At 60.3% G+C, this 19,008-nt stretch carries 18 protein-coding genes; 8 read left to right on the forward strand and 10 right to left on the reverse strand.

Annotation, left to right across the window (positions count from 1 at the left end):
- Nucleotides 1–38: 38 nt before the first annotated feature.
- The 3 genes from BM036_RS20430 to coaBC form a co-directional block, all read right to left on the reverse strand.
- Nucleotides 39–2,666 carry a phosphomannomutase/phosphoglucomutase gene (locus BM036_RS20430; RefSeq protein WP_091853202.1) on the reverse strand — a complete coding sequence of 876 codons (2,628 nt, stop codon included), beginning with the start codon at nucleotides 2,664–2,666 and terminating at the stop codon, nucleotides 39–41.
- A gap of 118 nt (nucleotides 2,667–2,784) precedes the next feature.
- Nucleotides 2,785–3,246, reverse strand: a complete 462-nt coding sequence (dut, locus tag BM036_RS13480; RefSeq protein ID WP_091853204.1) for a dUTP diphosphatase — start codon at nucleotides 3,244–3,246, stop codon at nucleotides 2,785–2,787.
- A gap of 22 nt (nucleotides 3,247–3,268) precedes the next feature.
- Nucleotides 3,269–4,483, reverse strand: a complete 1,215-nt coding sequence (gene coaBC, locus BM036_RS13485; RefSeq protein ID WP_091853206.1) for a bifunctional phosphopantothenoylcysteine decarboxylase/phosphopantothenate--cysteine ligase CoaBC — start codon at nucleotides 4,481–4,483, stop codon at nucleotides 3,269–3,271.
- 168 nt (nucleotides 4,484–4,651) lie between these two features.
- On the opposite strand from coaBC, the gene radC reads away from it, so the two are divergent.
- The 3 genes from radC (at nucleotide 4,652) to rpmG (ending at nucleotide 5,962) form a co-directional block, all read left to right on the forward strand.
- Nucleotides 4,652–5,335 (forward strand): RadC family protein, encoded by a 684-nt coding sequence (gene radC, locus BM036_RS13490; RefSeq protein WP_091853208.1) that lies wholly within the window; start codon nucleotides 4,652–4,654, stop codon nucleotides 5,333–5,335.
- Between the two features lie 223 nt (nucleotides 5,336–5,558).
- Nucleotides 5,559–5,795 (forward strand): 50S ribosomal protein L28, encoded by a 237-nt coding sequence (gene rpmB / locus BM036_RS13495; protein ID WP_091853210.1) that lies wholly within the window; start codon nucleotides 5,559–5,561, stop codon nucleotides 5,793–5,795.
- A gap of 11 nt (nucleotides 5,796–5,806) precedes the next feature.
- Complete coding sequence (rpmG, locus tag BM036_RS13500; protein WP_091853212.1) at nucleotides 5,807–5,962, forward strand: 50S ribosomal protein L33; 156 nt, start codon at nucleotides 5,807–5,809, stop codon at nucleotides 5,960–5,962.
- 72 nt (nucleotides 5,963–6,034) lie between these two features.
- Here the strand turns inward: rpmG and BM036_RS13505 are convergent, their stop codons facing one another.
- From BM036_RS13505 to BM036_RS13515, 3 genes are all read right to left on the reverse strand, one after another.
- Nucleotides 6,035–6,895, reverse strand: a complete 861-nt coding sequence (locus BM036_RS13505) for an endonuclease/exonuclease/phosphatase family protein (protein ID WP_091853214.1) — start codon at nucleotides 6,893–6,895, stop codon at nucleotides 6,035–6,037.
- A 57-nt stretch (nucleotides 6,896–6,952) separates the two neighbouring features.
- Nucleotides 6,953–7,591: a thiol:disulfide interchange protein DsbA/DsbL gene (locus tag BM036_RS13510; RefSeq protein ID WP_091853216.1), complete on the reverse strand. Its 639-nt coding sequence runs from the start codon at nucleotides 7,589–7,591 to the stop codon at nucleotides 6,953–6,955.
- A 203-nt stretch (nucleotides 7,592–7,794) separates the two neighbouring features.
- Nucleotides 7,795–8,400: a c-type cytochrome gene (locus BM036_RS13515; RefSeq protein ID WP_091853218.1), complete on the reverse strand. Its 606-nt coding sequence runs from the start codon at nucleotides 8,398–8,400 to the stop codon at nucleotides 7,795–7,797.
- 154 nt (nucleotides 8,401–8,554) lie between these two features.
- On the opposite strand from BM036_RS13515, the gene yihA reads away from it, so the two are divergent.
- The 3 genes from yihA (at nucleotide 8,555) to coaD (ending at nucleotide 11,422) form a co-directional block, all read left to right on the forward strand.
- Complete coding sequence (gene yihA / locus BM036_RS13520; protein ID WP_091853220.1) at nucleotides 8,555–9,268, forward strand: ribosome biogenesis GTP-binding protein YihA/YsxC; 714 nt, start codon at nucleotides 8,555–8,557, stop codon at nucleotides 9,266–9,268.
- Nucleotides 9,269–9,425: 157 nt separating this feature from the next.
- Nucleotides 9,426–10,871, forward strand: coding sequence for a coniferyl aldehyde dehydrogenase (locus BM036_RS13525; RefSeq protein WP_091853221.1), 1,446 nt, complete (start codon nucleotides 9,426–9,428; stop codon nucleotides 10,869–10,871).
- Nucleotides 10,872–10,942: 71 nt separating this feature from the next.
- Nucleotides 10,943–11,422, forward strand: coding sequence for a pantetheine-phosphate adenylyltransferase (gene coaD, locus BM036_RS13530; protein ID WP_091853222.1), 480 nt, complete (start codon nucleotides 10,943–10,945; stop codon nucleotides 11,420–11,422).
- A gap of 78 nt (nucleotides 11,423–11,500) precedes the next feature.
- Here the strand turns inward: coaD and BM036_RS13535 are convergent, their stop codons facing one another.
- The 4 genes from BM036_RS13535 to BM036_RS13550 form a co-directional block, all read right to left on the reverse strand.
- Nucleotides 11,501–12,814, reverse strand: a complete 1,314-nt coding sequence (locus BM036_RS13535) for a DUF945 family protein (protein ID WP_091853223.1) — start codon at nucleotides 12,812–12,814, stop codon at nucleotides 11,501–11,503.
- A 146-nt stretch (nucleotides 12,815–12,960) separates the two neighbouring features.
- A complete protein-coding gene (gene ppk1, locus BM036_RS13540) occupies nucleotides 12,961–15,090 on the reverse strand; it encodes a polyphosphate kinase 1 (RefSeq protein ID WP_091853285.1) in 2,130 nt (709 codons plus the stop codon).
- Between the two features lie 7 nt (nucleotides 15,091–15,097).
- Nucleotides 15,098–16,108 (reverse strand): porphobilinogen synthase, encoded by a 1,011-nt coding sequence (hemB, locus tag BM036_RS13545; protein WP_091853225.1) that lies wholly within the window; start codon nucleotides 16,106–16,108, stop codon nucleotides 15,098–15,100.
- Nucleotides 16,109–16,327: 219 nt separating this feature from the next.
- Nucleotides 16,328–16,549 (reverse strand): hypothetical protein, encoded by a 222-nt coding sequence (locus tag BM036_RS13550; RefSeq protein WP_091853227.1) that lies wholly within the window; start codon nucleotides 16,547–16,549, stop codon nucleotides 16,328–16,330.
- A 278-nt stretch (nucleotides 16,550–16,827) separates the two neighbouring features.
- On the opposite strand from BM036_RS13550, the gene BM036_RS13555 reads away from it, so the two are divergent.
- Both BM036_RS13555 and BM036_RS13560 read left to right on the forward strand, forming a co-directional pair.
- The gene (locus BM036_RS13555) at nucleotides 16,828–18,534 is read left to right on the forward strand and encodes an isovaleryl-CoA dehydrogenase (protein ID WP_091853287.1); all 1,707 of its coding nucleotides are present in this window, start codon (nucleotides 16,828–16,830) and stop codon (nucleotides 18,532–18,534) included.
- Nucleotides 18,527–18,868 (forward strand): DUF503 domain-containing protein, encoded by a 342-nt coding sequence (locus tag BM036_RS13560; protein WP_091853229.1) that lies wholly within the window; start codon nucleotides 18,527–18,529, stop codon nucleotides 18,866–18,868. The genes BM036_RS13555 and BM036_RS13560 overlap by 8 nt, the downstream gene beginning before the upstream one ends.
- Nucleotides 18,869–19,008: the final 140 nt, after the last annotated feature.

Genomic DNA, 19,008 nt, shown 5'->3' on the forward strand with positions numbered 1-19,008 from the left:
TGCCCGACACGTGCCGGGCACAGGTCATAAAACCGGGTTCAGAAGGTTATGTGTACGTCCGGGGCCAGGGCCTTGAGCTGCCCCCGGAAAATCTGCTTGATACGCTCGAGCGCCGCTTCGTTCTCGGCCTCGAATCGCAATACCAGTACCGGGGTCGTATTGGAGGCCCGGCACAGGCCCCACCCGTCGGGGTAATCCACCCGTACACCGTCGATGGTGGTGATGTTCGATTCGCCGAAGTCGGCCAGGTCCTTGAGGCGTTCAATAATGCGGAACTTGCCTTCGTCCGTCACCTCCAGGTTCAGCTCAGGTGTGCTGATATCCTCCGGGAACTCGGCAAAGACCTCACTGGCCTGGCGGTCCTCAATGCCGAGGATCTCCAACAACCGGGCCGCGGAATACAGTCCGTCATCAAAGCCATACCAGCGCTCACCGAAGAAAATGTGGCCGCTCATCTCCCCGGCCAGCAGGGCACCGGTTTCCTTCATCTTTGCCTTCATCAGGGAGTGGCCGGTCTTCCACATCACCGGGCGACCTCCCGCGGAGGAAATCACGCCACTGAGACGGCGGCTGCACTTGACGTCGAAGAGGACGTCGGCGCCCGGGTTGCGGGAGACCACGTCTCGGGCAAAGAGCATCATCAGGCGATCGGGCCAGATAATCTTGCCTTCGTTGGTAACTACACCCAGGCGATCCCCGTCGCCATCAAACGCGATGCCCAGGTCAGCACCCTCCTGTTGTACGCGCTCTATCAGGTCCTGCAGGTTCTCCGGCTTGCCGGGATCCGGGTGATGGTTCGGGAAACTGCCATCCACCTCGCAGTACAATGGAATCACTTCGCAACCGAGCTCTTCCAGCAGCAGGGGGCCAAGCTCGCCGGCTATACCGTTGCCCGCGTCAACGACAACCCTCAGGGGCGTAGCTACGGCGATGTCGCCGGTAATACGATCCAGGTAATCCCGCCGCACATCCTGGTCGGATGCACCACCCTGCCCCCGGTGCAGGTCGCCCATCTGTACTCGCTGCAGCAGTTTCTGGATACCCTCTTCCGCCAGGGTTTCGCCCCCCAGCATGATTTTCAGGCCGTTATAGTTGGACGGGTTGTGACTGCCGGTCACCATGACGCCGGAACCGGTACCCAGGTGATGGGTGGCAAAGTACAGCACCGGTGTTGGCACCGCCCCTATCCGGATAACATTACAGCCAGCTTCCATCACTCCGCGGGCCAGCGCATCCGCCAACTCCGGGCTGGAGTGGCGGCCGTCGTAGCCAATACAAAGCGTATCCTGGCTTCTGTCCAGTGCTTCCGAGCCAATCGACTGACCGATCAGGCGAACAATCTCCGGTGTCAGCGTTTCACCGACAATACCGCGAATGTCATAGGCCCGGAAGATGGAGGGGGACAGCTCGGCACGGGGAGCCGGTGCTTCCGTGACTTCCGGCGTAGCGCCGGCAGGACTCTCCCCAAAGCCCAGCACGTCCTCATCGCCATCAAGCATGTCGATGTCCGGCATATCCCGCTCCTGGAACAGGGGCTCACCCATATCCGGGTCCGCTGGCTGCGCCGCTTTCGGTTCCGGAGCCTTGCGGGTAGTGCCTTCAATTCGCTTCTCCACCGCCTTGCTCAGTCGGTGCAGGACATCCGCCAGTACTGAGGGCAACTCCCAACGGAACTGAGGGGGCGCCGAACGATCACCTGAGAACGCCTTGTTGGCCCACTGGACCAGGCCGGTGGTTTCCTTGCGCAAGCCGGACTGGGCGGACGACAGCATCAACCACACGATCACGGCTGCGACCAGGAACCCTGCCACCACCAACCCCAGCAAAAGCACCGGCACCGAGGTGGCCGCGGCCCGCTGCGCTTGATACCGGAGGCTCCAGTCAGGCACCGAAAGTGATCGAGTCACTTCCGGCCCCGCGCCCTGACCGCGACTGACGACGTTGCGAGACTGCCCACCTACGGTCTGGACCAGGGTCGCCTGACCCTCAACACCTGAAAGTACGTCTGCCAGTACGCCGGCATCGAACTGGATCACCAGGGTACCTTCCGCCACTTCGGTAGAGGGATTACGAACCCGGGTTGCCATCTGGACCCGCCAGCCGCCGTCGGCCGGGAATGCATCCGGGGTGACCGGACGACCGGTTTCCGCGCGCCGGGCCAGGTCAAGTGTGGCAAAGCCAAGGCCAGCCTGCTCATCAGCCCGCCGGGGGATAGAGCCATAGGGGAACAGGAATACCCGCTCGATACCAGGCATCATGGACTGCAGTTCGCCAGCCAACTCCCTGGCCCCACCGATTTCTCCGAGGGCCTCACGCACCGAGGCCTGGGTACCAAGCCCTTCAGTCAACGACTGCAGGAATCCGATACGTTGTTCCAGCCGGTCCACCGCCTGCTCAGCGCCGCGCTCGGCCGCCAACTGCTGCCCTTGCTGCTCGGCCGGTTGCAGCACAACCAGGTACATCACGGCAGCCACCACCAGGCCGGTGATAACCACGGCGAGGGCCTGGCCCAGGGCCACCGACGAAAGCTTGCGGACCTTGCTGCCCCCGGACTCTTTCGGTGCCTTGCCCCGAGCAGTTTTTCTGGTGGCTTTGTTGTTATCGGAAGTGGCCTCGGGCGACGAGTCAGCAGTTCCGGCCGCTTCCTTTTTCTTGCCAAATTTCATAGTCGGCTCCGTCTCGACGGCTGTTACAACAATACGTGACCTTCAAAGGGTGAATGGCTGTCAGTATAGATGGTTACATGAATTCGTTAATGACACATTTGGCGTATTGGAAACTTTATCAGTGTCGTCCGGTGGAGCCGAAGCCGCCTTCGCCGCGTCCGCTGGCATGGAACTCGTCTACAATATCGAACTGCGCCTGCACGACCGGCACCAGCACCAACTGTGCGATACGCTCACCGACATTCACGGTGAACGCAGTACTGCCGCGGTTCCAGCAGGAAACCATCAGTTCACCCTGGTAGTCTGAATCGATCAGTCCGACCAGGTTGCCCAGCACGATACCGTGTTTGTGACCCAATCCACTGCGAGGCAGGATCATGGCGGCGAGGGTGTTATCCTCGATATAGATGGAAAGCCCGGTGGGAATGAGCATTGACTCCCCCGGCGCCAGGGTCACCGGCCCTTCCAGGCAGGCCCTCAGGTCCAGTCCGGCGGAACCGTCGGTGGCGTACGTAGGCATGGGGATATCCTGGCCGATACGCTCATCCAGGATGCGCATCTGCACGGGCTGATGACTCATACTTCTATTCCTCAGGGCAGTTTCAGGGTTGGGCGGGCATCCGCTCGGCTATCAGGGCAACCAGCTCCCTGGCGACCTCACTCTTCGGGGCGGGGCCGATGGCACGCTGCCCCCCGGACCAGAATACCGTGACAGCATTCTGGTCGCTGTTGAACCCGATACCCGGCGCAGACACATCGTTGGCCACTATCATGGCCAGCTTTTTGCGTTTCATCTTGTCCGTGGCGTAGGCAGCGACGTCATTGGTCTCTGCCGCAAACCCTACGGTAAACGGCGCATCGCTCCGGGCGGCAATGGTGGCGAGGGTATCCGGATTACGCACCAACTCCAGGGACAGGGTCTCTGAAGACTTCTTCATTTTCTGGTCTGCCGTAGCGGATGGCCGGTAATCCGCCACGGCAGCGGTGGCGATAAAGATATCCGCGCCCTTGTCCACTTCCGCACTGCTCGCCCGCAACATGTCTTCAGCGGTCTGAACCGGCACCACCTCCACCCCTGACGGTGCCGCCAGGCTGACCGGGCCGCTGACCAGCGTCACCGTCGCCCCAGCGGCACGGGCGGCTTCTGCGATGGCATACCCCATCTTGCCGGAACTGTGGTTGCTGATGTAACGAACCGGGTCAATAGGCTCCCGGGTTGGGCCGGCGGTGATGACTACCCGACGCCCGGCCAGGGGACCGTTATCGACGGTCTCCGATGGCTCAAACTGATCGATCAGGCCGAACAGGGTCTGAGGCTCAAGCATCCGCCCTGGCCCGGTATCGCCACAGGCCTGGCTGCCCTGGTCCGGGCCCCAAAGGGTGATCTGGGGGTCCTCCTCCAGCAAGTGAACGTTACGCTGCGAACGGTAATTGCCCCACATGGCCTGGTTCATGGCAGGAGCCAGGGCGATAGGAGCCTCGGTGGCGCAGCAAACGGTAGCCAGCAGGTCGTCCGCCAGGCCATGGGCCAGCCGCGCCATGAAATCCGCTGACGCTGGTGCCACCACCACCAGGTCCGCCCACTTGGCCAGCTCGATATGACCCATGCCGGCCTCGGCTTCCGGGTCCAGCAGGGAACTGCGCACGGGCTCGCCACTGAGGGCCTGGAAGGTCATCGGGGCAACGAAGGCCTCCGCGCCCCGGGTCATCACCACCCGTACCGGGTAGTCGGCTTTTCTGAGTAACCGCACCAGTTCCGCGCTCTTGTAGGCAGCAATACCGCCGGTGATGCCCAGCAGGATGTTCGGTCTGGCCATGATGTCTCCGTAATACCCGTGTCCGGTCAAAGGGCTATAAGATAGCATTGCCGACACTTCCCCGACAGTGGGTCGGTCGTGCTAAGATTCTTGCGGTTTTGGCCGCGGCTCCCGGGAGATGGCCCGGCGACCACTGATGAATGCAGGAAGCACCCACAAGGATCCAGGATGGATACAACCACACGACCCCAATGGCCCCGGGACGAGCGCCCCCGGGAGCGGCTGCTGGCCCACGGTGCCGAAAGCCTGTCTGATACCGAACTGCTCGCCATATTCCTGCGTACCGGGACCGCCGGTATGCCAGTCATGGCCATGGCCCGGCACCTGCTGGAAGAGTTCGGCAGCCTGCGAGGCCTGATGACCGCCTCACACAACAGTTTTTGCCGGGTTCGCGGGCTGGGCACCGCCAAGTACGCACAGGTGCAGGCCGCCATGGAGATGGCGCGGCGGGTCATGGACGAGCCGGTGCGCCACGGTGACCCGCTGACCTCGCCGGAGGACACCCGGCGCTATCTGGGCGCCAGGCTTGGCACCCAGCCCCATGAGGTGTTTGCCGGCCTGTTCCTGGACAACCGACACCGGGTAATTCGTTACCAGGAGATGTTCCGGGGCACCATTGATGGCGCGGCAGTCTACCCTCGGGAAGTGGTGCGCCAGGCGCTTGACTATAATGCCGCAGCGGTTATCTTTGCCCACAACCACCCATCAGGGATTGCCGAACCCAGCCAGGCGGACATCTCCCTGACCCGCCGCCTCAAGGATGCGCTGGGCCTGGTGGATATTCGGGTGCTGGATCATATGGTTGTAGGGCATGGCGAAATTATTTCACTGGCCGAGCGGGGACTGATGTAGCCGAACCGGAAACTGCACAATTTCCCAACAATCTTTTGCGTTAGCCCCCCCGTTCTGGTATAAAAGCGTCCCTTTCTGGCGGCGTCTGGCGAGCACCGTGCGCACTGCAGACACGTAAAGCAACCAGAGACCCGATGACAGGAACCTCTGTGAAGGATCAGCTTCAGAGGCTTCCTTAAAAACGAATTCGTATTCAGGACCCAAGCTCAGGTCGGAGGCAAACATGTCCAGAGTCTGTCAGGTAACCGGTAAGCGGCCGGTAACCGGTAACAACGTTTCTCACGCTATGAACCACAACAAGCGTCGCTTTCTGCCCAACCTGCAGAGCCATCGCTTCTGGGTCGAGTCCGAGAAACGCTTCGTGAAGCTGCGCGTATCCACCAAGGGCATGCGCATCATCGATAAAAAAGGCATTGACGCTGTGCTGGCCGATCTTCGTGCCCGCGGCGAGAAAGTATAAGGAGCCGCATCATGCGCGAGAAAATCAAGCTGGTTTCATCAGCAGGTACTGGTCACTACTACACGACCAAGAAGAACAAGCGTAACACTCCGGAAAAGATCGAGATCAAGAAATACGATCCGGTTGTCCGCAAGCACGTTGCGTACAAGGAAGCGAAGATCAAATAAGATCGCCGCTTACCGAAAAAACCCGGCCATGGCCGGGTTTTTTTGTGGCCGCTCGACAGCGCCCTGTCCGACTCAGAACGTTTCCAGGTACCCCTTGGGCAAGGCAATATCCATGGCGATGGGCAGGTGATCGGATAGCGGATAGCTCACCACTTCCGAGTTGCGGATTTCCAGGCTGGGGCTGACCAGGATGTGGTCCAGCGCCCGCTCCGGCCGCCAGCTGGGAAAGCTGTGGGCGGTTGCCGGCAGCGGCATCAGGTTGGCGTGCTTCAGGGGGGTATTGGTCAGCAGCTCGTCGGCATGGTTGTTCAGGTCCCCCATCAGGACCACGTGCCGGTAATCGGCAATCAGCTCATGGATATAGGCCAGCTGGCGGGCCTGCCCGGCCTTGCTCAGGGACAGGTGCATGATGACCAGCACCAGCGGATCATCCGCATCTCCGTAACGGGCAATAATAGCACCACGGCCAGGCAACAGACCCGGCAGGCGGTGCTCGGTAACATCCAGCGGCCGGAACCGGCTCAGCAGACCATTGCTGTGCTGGGCCACCGGCCCGAGATTACGATTGAGTTGCTGGTGCCAGTAAGGAATGCCCGCGGCCTCGGCCAGGTACTGCACCTGGTTGATGTAGCCGCTGCGCAGACTACCGCCGTCACACTCCTGTAACGCTACCACGTCGTAGTTGCGCAGCAGGGAGGCTATGCGGTCCAGGTTCTCGATGCGCCCCCGGTGCGGCAGCACATGCTGCCAGCTACGGGTCAGGTAATGGTGGTAGGAGGCGGTATTGATACCCACCTGGATATTGAAGGTCAGCAGCCGGATGTGGTGACCAGGCTCGAAGTCCGGCACATGATCCACACCCGAGCAGGCACCTCGCGATGGAGCAGCCCGGCCAGTGCGATCAGCAAACCCCTGTTTCAGCCTTCTGTACATTCCAGCCTTCTGCCAATGGCCGGCTCCGGGCAAAACGCCCTTACACCGGCTGCCAGTTTATTGAGCGCCTTCACCACGCTCCTTCTCTACAAGGTAGTCTACTACCGCCAGCGCTTCCTCATAGCCACCAGCCATACTCGGTGACGTACGATACTTTCCGGCCACCAGAACGGTAGGGGTGCCCCGTACCTGGGCCCCACGCAGCACCGACATGGCCCGCTGGGTCTGGGCCTTTACGCCAAAGCCGTTGAAAGCCTTGAGGAAGGCTTCACGATCAACACCGTACTCAGCGACAAAGTCGGCCAGATCGGAGGCACTGGACAGGTCCTGGCGCTCAGCGGCCAGCGCCTGGTAGAACGCATCGTGGGTCTTTTCACGGGCATCCAGCGCTTCCACCGCATAAAACGCCTTGGCATGCTCCGCCGCCGCCCGATTCATGGGTGCAGGGAGATAAACAAAGTTGATGTCCTCACCCATATTCTCCTTCCAGGCCTGCACATGGGGCTCGAACTCCAGACAATAACCACAGCCATACCAGAACACCTCAGCCACCTCGATACCCTCAGCGGAGGAGGCACTCACCTCACTGGGCAGGCGCTGGTAGTGCTTGCCCTCTTCCCACTGGTCCTGGGCAGACGCGGAAAAGGCAATGGTGGCGGCGATAAGGCCCGTGGTCAGGTGTCGGAAAATTCCCATGGATATACCTCTGGATTCGTTCTGGTTGTGATTTGGACTCTACCCCGAAAAGACAGGGGCGTCGGCAAAAGGTTCACCCGGGATTATGTCCCAGGCCTGCTTCCGGTATCCAGTCGTGACGGCGTTACCGTGCTGACAGGATGCCAAAAACGCAAAAGCCCGCACGAAGCGGGCTTCCGGAAACACTGTCAGACTGACAGGAATCAGTTCAGGCCGGAGATGTAGCTGGCCACGGCCTCGATTTCCTCGTCGGTCAGCCTGGATGCGATATCCGTCATGATCTGCGACTGGTAACCACCACGCTCGCCGTTACGGTAGGCTTTCAGGGTCTTGACCACATACTCTGCGTTCTGCCCACCCAGGTGCGGGTAGCCAGCAGGCTCATTACCCTTGCCCTGCGGGTTGTGACAGGCGGCACAGGCGGCCACGCCAGAGGCCAGGTTACCGCCACGATACAGCGATCCACCAAGGTCGACCAGCTCCGGATCAGCCTGGCCAAGGGGCATGTCTTCCTGGTTGAAGTAAGCCGCCAGGTCCTGCAGGTCCTGATCCGACTTGCCATCCAGCTGACCGATCATCTCGGGGATTTCGCGGTTCCCATCCCGGATAGCCAGCAACTGGTTATAGAGGTAAGTCTCCCCCAACCCGGCGATTTTCGGGTAGACGCTCATTACCGGAGCGGTACCTGCCTGTCCATGACAGGCCGCACACGCAGCGGCCTGGGTCTCACCAGCTTCAGGATCTCCCGCACCGTGAGCCGTCATAGAGAGGCCCACGCCGAGAACCACACCTGCGATCAGTTTCTTCATGCTCGCTCCGCTTATCTCTCATCAGAAACGTTATTCTTTGTGCCGCCGGCAGAACTGGAAAAGCCACGATTATCGGGGCATTGGCAGTAGTAACCTGCGCACTGTCCGGAAATTGGTGTAGCATTATACATTAAGGAGCCAATGAATAAATGCCATGGGCCTGTCTCAGGTCAACCCGCTGTCCATCGGCTCTCGCCAGGACCATGAAACCGACATCCTCGCCATTCAGGAATTCTCTGTGACATCCGAAGCACCCAAACCGATTTCGTTCAACAGCGCCCGCTTTCTGGTCAGTGCTGCACGGCTGCAGGACTGTCCGCCAGACGCCGGGCGTGAGGTCGCCTTCGCCGGCCGGTCCAATGCCGGCAAGTCCAGCGCCATCAACTGCATCACCACCAATGGCAAGCTGGCCCGGACCAGCAAGACCCCGGGGCGCACCCGGCTGATCAACTTCTTTTCCCTGAACCGGGAAAACTGCCGGCTGGTGGACCTGCCCGGCTATGGTTACGCCAAGGTTTCCCGGGATATGAAGGATGACTGGCAACAGCACCTGAGCCACTATCTCACCGAGCGGCGCAGCCTGGCAGGACTGGTACTGGTGATGGACATTCGCCACCCGCTGACCGACTTTGACCAGATGATGGTGGAATGGTGCGAACATAACAACCTGCCGCTGATGATTCTCGCTACCAAGGCGGACAAACTGAAGTTCGGCCAGGCGAAAACGGCTATGCTGGGGATCCGCAAGGCCCTGAAGGACAATCAGTGCCTGGAGCACCTGATCATGTTCTCGGCCACCAGCAAGACCGGGCTGGAAGAATGCCGCAAGGGGCTGACAGACTGGCTTGAATCCGGGCAGGATGACTGAGCGCCCGACATAAAAAAACCCGACCGGTTTTCCCGGTCGGGAATCGTCAGGGTTTGCGACGTACTGAGACCTGAGTCTCACCGGCGAGTCCGTTGGCACCGGCATTGACTATGATCAAACTTTCACCTGAAAGTTCCCTTTACCCGAGGAATTGGATATGACCGCAACCGTTGTTCCCCTGAGCGAGAGCAAAAAGCAGATCCAGCTTACCGCCCGGGTACTGGCGGAGCAGAAGCAGGCCTTCAGCCGTAACCCCCTGCCATCACTGGGCGAACGCCTCGACAACCTGCAGCGCCTGAAAAAAGCGCTGCTGGCACACCAGGAGCAGTTCTGCGAGGCCATCGACAAGGATTTCAACGGCCGCTCCCGGGACGAGACCCTGATCGCCGAGGTCATTCCCTCGGTGGAGGGCATCAATTACGCCATGAAACACCTCAAGGGCTGGATGCAGCCGGAACGACGGCATGTGTCCATGCTTTTCCAGCCGGCCAGTAACAAGGTTTATTACCAGCCCAAGGGCGTGGTTGGCATTATCGTGCCCTGGAACTATCCGCTTTACCTGGCGGTTGGGCCACTGGTGGCAGCAATCGCTGCAGGTAACCGGGCCATGATCAAGATGTCGGAATTCACCCCCCATACCTCGGCCCTGCTTGCCAACCTGGTGGAGGCCACCTTCCCCCGCGACCTGGTAGCGATCATCAATGGCGAGGCTGACGTAGCCGCGGATTTCTCCACCCGCCCCTTTGACCACCTGCTGTTCACCGGCTCCACCACGGTAGGGCGCCTGGTCATGAAAGCCGCCTCGGAAAACCTGACGCCCGTGACCCTGGAGCTGGGGGGCAAGTCACCGGCCATTGTATCCGGTGATGTTCCGGTAGAGGATGCCGCCGAGCGCATTGCCTTCGGCAAAGCCCTCAATGCAGGCCAGACCTGCGTGGCACCGGATTACGTGCTGTGTCCGTCAGACCGAATCACGGCCTTTGTGGATGCTTTCCAGGATGCCATGGCGCGGATGTATCCAACCCTGCGGGACAATCCGGACTACACCGGCATCATCAACGAGCGCCAGTACCGGCGATTACAGGACTACCTGGCAGATGCCCGAAGCAAGGGCGCCCAGGTCATCGAGATCAATCCCGCCGAAGAGCATTTCGAGGACGGCTGTCGCAAGATGCCCGTCACCCTGCTGCTCAACCCCACCGAAGACATGAAAGTGATGCAGGACGAGATTTTCGGGCCGCTGTTGCCGATAGTGGCCAGCAAGGGGCTGGAAGATGCCATGGACTTTATCAACCGTCGCCCCAGGCCGCTGGCCCTGTACTACTTTGGCTACGACCGGGATGAGCAGAAGCGCCTGCTGGCGGGCACCCATTCGGGTGGCGTCTGCATTAATGACGCACTGATGCATGTAGCCCAGGATGACCTGCCCTTCGGGGGCATTGGCGACTCAGGCATGGGCCATTATCACGGCAAAGAGGGCTTCCTCACCTTCTCCCATGCCCGGGCGGTATTCAGCAAACAGAAGATCAACAGCGGCAAGCTGATTTATCCGCCCCACGGCGGAGCCTTGCACAAGCTGGTCTATCGATTCTTTATTCGCTAGTGTATGCGTCGGCTTATTTGACGTACCAAACCACAATTATCAGCCCCTGAGATGAGCAAGGAGTAACATCAATGACAACGGTTATTTACCCGGGAACCTTCGACCCCATCACCAATGGCCATATCGATCTGGTGGAGCGCGCCAGGCGGCTGTTTGATGAAGTGGTAATCGCCGTTGCCTACAGCTCCAAGAAAAACCCCCTGTTTACCCTGGAAGAGCGGGTCAAACTGGCGGAACAGTCCACGGCACACCTGGACAATATTCGGGTGGTAGGCTTTGACAACCTGCTGGCCGACTTTGTCCGGCAGCAGAAGGCCACCGTACTGTTGAGGGGCCTGCGGGCGGTTTCTGACTTCGAGTATGAGTTCCAGCTGGCAGATATGAACCGCCACCTGGCACCGGAGGTGGAGAGCGTCTTCCTGACGCCCTCGAACCACCTGTCTTATATCTCGTCATCCCTGATCCGTGAAATCGCCTCCCTCGGAGGAGATGTATCAGAATTTGTGACGCCAGTGGTACAGGATGCGCTGAAAGCCAAGTTCGCGAGCTAGCAGTCCACAAGGCCTCCAGCCCATCAGCAAAGCCGGGCCTCTTAAGGCCCGGCTTTGCTGTTTCAGGGGCAACCTGACCTACATCTGTGAAGGCAAGCCAGCACCCATGCCAGGTACCGGCAACGGCATCTCGTTGCCGTTGAGGTTCACCATCATATTGCTCAGAGAGGCTTCCATCACATAAAAGTCGCCCTCTTCCTCCAGAACGCCCTGGATAAGCAGCGGCATCAGCTCCTCACCCAGCTCAGGGTAACGATCAGCCAGAGCCCTTGGCAGCTTCACTGACATCTCCCCTTCGATGGTCCGGGCGATCATCATCAGCGGCACCGGCTCACCATCCGCCTGTTCCGGGTGGGAGATCACCAGGCGCCCGGTCACCGGACCATCGGGCGAACTCAGGTCCAGTTCGGCACTGGTGGACAGGCCATCCGCCATCATCGCCTCGATACTGCCGGTGAGCGCCATCGTGGCCTGCATCTGTTGCTCGAAGGCCTGCTGAGGGTTGTCACTGCCACTGACGGCCATGGCCTGAAGCTGGTTCACCGCCTCAAGCATGTCGTTCCAGGCCGCTACGCTCACGTCGGACAAACCGAATCTGAAAGTGTGGGGGCCCTGACTTTCGTCGCCATAGTGAACCTTGTCCAGGGTCAGCGTTGTTGCCAGGCCGAATTTTTCACCGGCACTGTCGGCATCGGAATTGCTGACCATTTCCAGTTTTTCCAGTACCAGCTCAGGCTCATCCCGACTGGTAACCGAGACTTTGTCCAGGGTCACGGTAGCTTCACCGGTCCACAACTTGCCTGTCAGCAGACTGGCATGTTGGTCAAGGTTGAGGTTTTCCATGGACACCCGTACATCGGGCCCACGCAACACCAGGCCGGGCAGTTGCATCCTGGCGTCCAGGGTTTCGCCGTCTTCACTGATGTTCAGGGTGGCGTAGCTTGCCGAAACATTCAGGGACTCACCGCTGCTGTCGTCGGTGTAGTCGATGGCCGGCACGTTCAGCTCAACCAGGGAGGATCCCCAGGCACTGGTGGTAACCGTAACGGTGGGCTTCTCGTCAGGAAACACCGCCTCCATGCCAGCATCGTCGGCGAAATCGAAGTCAAAATCGATGGTGCTGCTAGTGACACCGTGGGAGATATCGCCAGTCCAGCCCAAGGGATAGCGCTCGCCGGTATCCGGGTCAACGGCAAACAGCTGGCCATGGGCCTCAGAGCCCAGGTAGCCCCGCTCATAGCTCTCGGTTTCCATCACGAAATAAGGCTGGGAGGCGTTGAATTGTTCAGTGGCAGACTGCCAGTGCTGTTCCGTCAGCTTTCCCACGGCCCATGGGGCAGAAACGGCTGCCACCAAAACCACGCCGCCGGCAATGATCCATACTTTTTTCATTTCCTTGCTCCAACTCAGGGAGCCAGTGAGCGCTACTGCGCGCTACCCGGACGTCCCTGTCTACTGATCCTGCCCGCCTTTCCCTAGAGGACTCCACAGCAGCACTGGGGGAATCGCTAACGGGCGGGCGATGAATCCGGGGATGATCACTTGGTCGTCAGACGCTCCAGCAGGACCAACTGGGACGCAAAGCGCTCTTCGCCCGGTGCCGGCTGATTTTGCAGGTAACGGCCATCGGGCTGCAAGACCCAGCTCTGACAGTTGTCACGTAAACAGGCATCAAGGTCATCTTTCAGTCGTGCGACCAGGTCCTTGTCCTCCACCGGGAACGCCACCTCAACCCGGTTCACCAGGTTGCGGACCATGCCGTCAGCGCTGGAGCAGTAGACTTCCGGCTTGCCGTTATTGCCGAACCAGTAGACCCGGGTGTGCTCCAGGAAGCGCCCCACAATAGAACGGACCTGGATGTTCTCCGATAAGCCCGGAACGCCGGGGCGCAGACAGCAGATGCCCCGAATGACCAGGTCAATCCTTACCCCGGCCTGGGAGGCCCGGTAAAGGGCAAGCATCACCCCCGGGTCGGTCAGCGCATTGAACTTGAAGATGATATGACCCTTGTCACCATACTCCGCCTCCCGGTCGATCAGTTCGATGATACGCCTGTGCAGGGTAAAGGGTGCATGGAAGAGCTTCTTGATCTTCAGGGCCTTGCCCATGCCAGTGAGCTGCTGGAACAGCTTGTTGACGTCATCGCCAAGGGCATCGTCGGCAGACAGGAAACTGTAGTCGGTGTACAGCCGGGCATTGCCGGCGTGGTAGTTACCGGTACCCAGGTGCACATAGCGCTTCAGGCGCCCTTCTTCACGGCGCACGATCAGGATCATCTTGGCGTGGGTTTTGTAGCCTACCACGCCATAGACCACCACCACGCCAGCTTCTTGCAGGCGACTGGCCAGTTCCAGGTTTTCGGCTTCATCAAAACGGGCCCTCAGCTCAATGACAGCGGTTACCTCCTTGCCACGGCGGGCGGCGTCCATCAGAGCCTCGACAATCTCGGAATCCGCGCCGGTACGGTAAAGGGTCTGGCGGATCGCCAGCACCTGCGGGTCCTTGGCGGCCTGGCGCAGGAAGTCGATCACCGGGGTGAAGCTTTCATAGGGGTGCAGCATGAGAATGGGCTGCTTGCGGATGGCGTCGAAGATCACTTCCTTGTTGCGGATCTGCTTCGGCAATGCCGGAGAGAAGCCCGGATAGGTCAGGTCAGGCCGATTCACCAGGCCACTGACCGCCATCAGCCGGGTCAGGTTCACGGGCCCGTGAACCTTGTAGAGATCCCGCTCGGTGAGGCCAAACTGATGCAACAGGAACTGGACCAGCTCCTCCGGGCAGTTGTCCGCCACCTCCAGGCGCACACCGTCACCAAAGCGACGACTGAGCAGCTCGCCCCGCAAAGCCGAGGCCAGGTCTTCCAGGTCGTCTTCCAGCTCGAGGTCCGCGTTCCGGGTCAGGCGGAACTGATAGCAACCCTTGATCTCCATACCCGGGAACAGCTCGTCTGCATGGGCGTGGATCATGGACGACAGGAACACCAGGTTGTCGCCCCCGTCGCAGACGTCGTCCGGCAATCGCACCAGTCGCGGCAGGGAGCGGGGCGCCGGCACAATGGCCATACCCGTCTCGCGACCGAAGGCATCCTTGCCGTCCAGCTCGACGATAAAGTTCAGGCTTTTGTTCACCAGGCGGGGGAACGGATGTGAAGGGTCCAGCCCGATGGGATTGACCACCGGCAGGATTTCATCCTCGAAGTACTGACGCACCCAGTCCGCCTGGGCCGGGGTCCAGTCCCGGCGCCGGACGAAATGAATATTCTGCTGCTCCATCTCGGGAATCAGCACCTTGTTGAGAATGTCGTACTGTTCGCTGATGTACGCATGGGCCACCTGGCTGATTTCCGCCAGCACCTGTTCGGGTAACATGCCGTCAGGCCCCACCATCTCGCGACCGTACTTCATCTGCTGACGCAGGCCGGCAACACGGATCTCGAAGAATTCGTCCATGTTGGAACTGAAAATGCACAGGAAGATCAGCCGGTTTATCAGCGGATGGTGCTCATCCAGCGCCTGCTGCAGCACCCGGTAGTTGAACTGCAGGTGGCTGAGTTCCCGGTTGAAGTAGTTCTCCCGGGCGGTGAGGTCCAGCACCTGCTCCGGCACTTCCACCGGCTCGGGTACGGCAGCCACTTCGCCAACCTTGCTCACCTCCGGAACCGGATTCATGGCCATGTCAGTCCCCCTTCAACAAGCGCGCTGCCCGCACCGCAAAATAGGTCAGGATACCGTCCGCACCGGCACGGCGCATGGCCACCAGGCTTTCCATCATCACCTTGTCACCATCCAGCCAGCCATTCTGGGCAGCCGCCATGTGCATGGCGTATTCACCACTGACCTGGTACACAAAGGTGGGCACCTGCAATTCTGTTTTAACCCGGCGGACGATATCCAGGTAAGGCATGCCCGGCTTGATCATGACCATGTCAGCGCCTTCAGCCAGGTCCATGGCCACCTCATGCAGTGCCTCATCACTGTTGGCAGGGTCCATCTGGTAGGTTTCCTTGCTGCCCTTGCCAAGATTACCCGCGGAGCCTACCGCATCCCGGAACGGACCATAGTAGGAAGAAGCATACTTGGCGGAATAGGCGAGGATACGGGTGTTCACGTGGCCAGCGGCCTCGAGCGCATCACGGATCCCGGCTATGCGACCATCCATCATATCCGAGGGCGCCACCATATCAGCGCCCGCATCGGCATGGGATAATGCCTGCTTCACCAGGGCTTCCACGGTGCGGTCATTCAGCACATAACCGTTCTCATCGAGAATGCCGTCCTGGCCATGGGTGGTAAAGGGGTCGAGAGCCACATCGGTAATCACACCCAGCTCCGGGAAGCGCCCCTTGAGTGCCCGTGTGGCACGCTGCGCCAGGCCTTCCGGGTCCCAGGCGCCAGAACCTTCCAGGTCCTTCTTTTCAACCGGCACCACCGGAAACAGGGCCAACGCCGGGATACCCAGTGCAACCACCTCCTCCGCGTGCTCCAGCAGAAGGTCGATGCTCAGACGCTCTACCCCCGGCATGGAGGGCACAGCTTCCCGTTGCCCCTCCCCTTCCAGCACAAAGACCGGGTAGATCAGGTTATCCACACAGAGCTGGTTTTCCCGCACCAGGCGGCGAGAAAAATCGTCCACGCGGTTCCTGCGAAGGCGGGTCCGGGGGTAATGGCGGTTCGGGAGTGAAAACACGGAATGCCTCCATAACTGGATTGTTTAACCATCTATCATACACGTCAGGATGTTACCGGGGGATGAACCGGAACATAAGAGGGTATGTGTGGCCAGGAAAAGGGAAAGGCCCGGAACGGGCAATCGACCGGCAAAACGGGAGGCCGGCAGGACGCCCCCAAACCGGTCAGTGCGCTACGCCCTGGAAGTTGTCACAACCGGAGCGTAGCGGGAAGGTGTCTATGACAGGCTGCGGTTGTTGAAACCGACATCCACCTTACGGGGAGCGTCCACTCTGAAACTGGTGTCCACTTCCTGGATCTGGCCACCCTGACTCAGGAAAGCCTGGATATCCGCCTCCAGCTGGGCCCTGATTCGTGCCCGCCCAGCCACTGAATGGTTGTCTTCTGATTCGTTCCAGCTGCTGGAAGATTCCAGGCTGTTTTCGTCGAATTCACTCATGGTTACTCTCCATCAGCGAAGACCCGGGGACCGTCAGTGCAAGACAATGGCCCCCTGTGTTCAATGAAACGCGCACCGGCGGGGCCGACTACCGTTTCCTGTTCGGCGCCTGAGGCATTGCGTGCATGGGCGCCTTGGCGTCTTTATAATCGTGTTTGGATGACAGCGCTATCTTGCCGCAACGGCTTTTTTGTAACTTTTTGTAACCGCCAGTTGCGCGCCAAAGATTCTGGTTTTTTATACAACAAATACAAACAGATACAACGATGAGGCTCGACATGAACGCCAAGCAGCCAAACACCCCTGGAACACTCTTTGAGCCGGACCCCTGGCTGGCCCAGACCCATGAGGTGCTGAATCAGCCCCCCGCCCTGGAAAACTACAACCTGTTCCTTCAGGACAAGGCTCTGCAAGAGGCTGTTGAGCGCGAAGGGGCCAGCTGGGCCCGGCAGGAACTGGAAGCCTTTGGCAAGCTGGCCGGGCTCCGTGAAACCATTGAACTCGGGTTCCTGGCCAACGACAACAAACCATCGTTCCACACCCATGACCGTTTCGGCCACCGCATCGATGAGGTCCGGTTCCACCCGGCCTACCATGAACTGATGCGCCTGGCCATGGAACACGGGCTGCACAGCAGTCCGTGGCAGCAACCCGGAGAGGGTGCCCACGTCGCCCGGGCCGCCAAGTACTACCTCCACACCCAGGTGGAGGCCGCCCATGGCTGCCCCGTTACCATGACCTTCGCGGCAATGCCCTCAATCATGAAGCAACCCGAACTGGCAGAACTCTGGGCGCCGAAGATCCTGCACCGGGACTACGACCCACGCAACGTGCCGGACAGCGAGAAGCAGTCCGTCACCATTGGCATGGCCATGACCGAGAAACAGGGCGGCAGCGATGTTCGGGCAAATACGACCCGCGCCCTGCCCACCGGCAAGGAGGGCCCGGGCCAGGCCTATGAACTGGTAGGGCACAAGTGGTTTGTTTCCGCCCCCATGTGCGACGCCTTCCTGGTACTCGCCCAGGCCCCGGGAGGGCTGTCCTGCTTTCTGATGCCACGCTGGCGCCCGGATGGCACCAAGAACCCCTGGCAGATCCAGCGCCTGAAAAACAAGATGGGCAACGTGGCCAATGCCTCCAGTGAGGCGGAACTTCGCGGCGCCCTGGGCTGGATGGTCGGTGAGGAAGGCCGGGGGGTGCCCACCATCATCGAGATGGTGGCCATGACCCGCTTTGACTGCATGGTGGGCAGCTCATCCGGTATGCGCCAGGCCACCGCCCAGGCCCTGCATCACTGTCATCACCGCAGCGCGTTTGGCGCCAGGTTGAGTGATCAGCCCCTCATGCAGAACGTACTGGCGGACCTGGCAGTGGAGAGCGAAGCTGCCATGGCCCTGACCATGCGCGTTGGCCGGGCCCTGGACGCAACTGACAACGAACAGGAGAAACTGCTCCTCCGGCTGGCCACCCCGGTGGGCAAGTACTGGATCTGCAAGCGCACCCCCAACCAGGCCTATGAGGCCATGGAGTGCATTGGCGGCAGCGGTGTAATGGAGGACTGCATCATGCCAAGGCTGTTCCGGGAATCTCCGGTCAACGCTATCTGGGAGGGCTCCGGCAACGTACAGTGCCTGGACACCCTCAGAGCGCTGCAGAAATCACCGGAAAGCCTGGATGCCTTCATGGCGGAAGTGAACCTGGCCGTAGGCAGTGACCAGCGCTTTGACGCTTTCGTCAACCAGCTACAACAGGATTTCGGCGCTGCCATAGGTAACCCCCAGCAGATCGCCTTCCAGGCAAGGGACCTGGTGGATCGGCTGGCGGTATCCCTGCAGGCATCACTACTGATACGCAACGCTCCCGCTGCAGTGGCAGACGCGTACTGTGGATCACGGATTGCAGGCCAGGGCATGCACAACATTGGCGCCTTGCCTGCCGGTATAGACGCCCGCGCCATTATCGAAAGGGCCACCCCCCATGTCTGAGAAGTTCCGGCAACTGCTGGCGGCGCGGGAACCCGCGCCTGCCACCATTACCCCCCATATCGGTGTTGTCACCCTGCAGTTCCAGTTGTATGGGGTTGAGGACCTGAAGGCCAAGCGCAAGGCTTTCACTCCCATGCGAGCCATCTGGGGCAAGGAGCCGGACCTGGCCGTGGCCGAGACCGGCGATTTGGAGGCTCTGGACAGTGCTGTCTGGACGATTGTCGCAATCGGCGGTACCTCACAGCAGCTGACCGCCCGTCTGGACCAGGTAGAGAAAGCCATCGAACAGCGCATTGACGCCCCGGTTCTGGAGGTCCACCGGGAACTGCTTTGAGCCGTCTGAATTAACGGCCGCGACATCCATCGAGCAGACGCTCGCTTGGCAAGTCGCCGTATCACGCCGTATACTACGCGGCCCTGAACACGGACTGACAGCACCCTGCCACGAAGCGCAGGGCCTGTTCCGCACAGGGG

Source organism: Marinobacter segnicrescens (assembly GCF_900111555.1).
Classification (GTDB): domain Bacteria; phylum Pseudomonadota; class Gammaproteobacteria; order Pseudomonadales; family Oleiphilaceae; genus Marinobacter; species Marinobacter segnicrescens.

Bases quoted from the DNA above. Each gene is read 5' to 3' on its own strand.
- BM036_RS13505 (WP_091853214.1), bottom strand. From the start codon at position 6,895: ATGTACAGAAGGCTGAAACAGGGGTTTGCTGATCGCACTGGCCGGGCT.
- BM036_RS13525 (WP_091853221.1), top strand. From the start codon at position 9,426: ATGACCGCAACCGTTGTTCCCCTGAGCGAGAGCAAAAAGCAGATCCAG.
- rpmB (WP_091853210.1), top strand. From the start codon at position 5,559: ATGTCCAGAGTCTGTCAGGTAACCGGTAAGCGGCCGGTAACCGGTAAC.
- rpmG (WP_091853212.1), top strand. From the start codon at position 5,807: ATGCGCGAGAAAATCAAGCTGGTTTCATCAGCAGGTACTGGTCACTAC.
- BM036_RS13515 (WP_091853218.1), bottom strand. From the start codon at position 8,400: ATGAAGAAACTGATCGCAGGTGTGGTTCTCGGCGTGGGCCTCTCTATG.
- BM036_RS13560 (WP_091853229.1), top strand. From the start codon at position 18,527: ATGTCTGAGAAGTTCCGGCAACTGCTGGCGGCGCGGGAACCCGCGCCT.
- BM036_RS13550 (WP_091853227.1), bottom strand. From the start codon at position 16,549: ATGAGTGAATTCGACGAAAACAGCCTGGAATCTTCCAGCAGCTGGAAC.
- radC (WP_091853208.1), top strand. From the start codon at position 4,652: ATGGATACAACCACACGACCCCAATGGCCCCGGGACGAGCGCCCCCGG.
- ppk1 (WP_091853285.1), bottom strand. From the start codon at position 15,090: ATGAATCCGGTTCCGGAGGTGAGCAAGGTTGGCGAAGTGGCTGCCGTA.
- BM036_RS13510 (WP_091853216.1), bottom strand. From the start codon at position 7,591: ATGGGAATTTTCCGACACCTGACCACGGGCCTTATCGCCGCCACCATT.
- BM036_RS13535 (WP_091853223.1), bottom strand. From the start codon at position 12,814: ATGAAAAAAGTATGGATCATTGCCGGCGGCGTGGTTTTGGTGGCAGCC.
- coaBC (WP_091853206.1), bottom strand. From the start codon at position 4,483: ATGGCCAGACCGAACATCCTGCTGGGCATCACCGGCGGTATTGCTGCC.
- BM036_RS20430 (WP_091853202.1), bottom strand. From the start codon at position 2,666: ATGAAATTTGGCAAGAAAAAGGAAGCGGCCGGAACTGCTGACTCGTCG.
- BM036_RS13555 (WP_091853287.1), top strand. From the start codon at position 16,828: ATGAACGCCAAGCAGCCAAACACCCCTGGAACACTCTTTGAGCCGGAC.
- dut (WP_091853204.1), bottom strand. From the start codon at position 3,246: ATGAGTCATCAGCCCGTGCAGATGCGCATCCTGGATGAGCGTATCGGC.
- yihA (WP_091853220.1), top strand. From the start codon at position 8,555: ATGGGCCTGTCTCAGGTCAACCCGCTGTCCATCGGCTCTCGCCAGGAC.
- coaD (WP_091853222.1), top strand. From the start codon at position 10,943: ATGACAACGGTTATTTACCCGGGAACCTTCGACCCCATCACCAATGGC.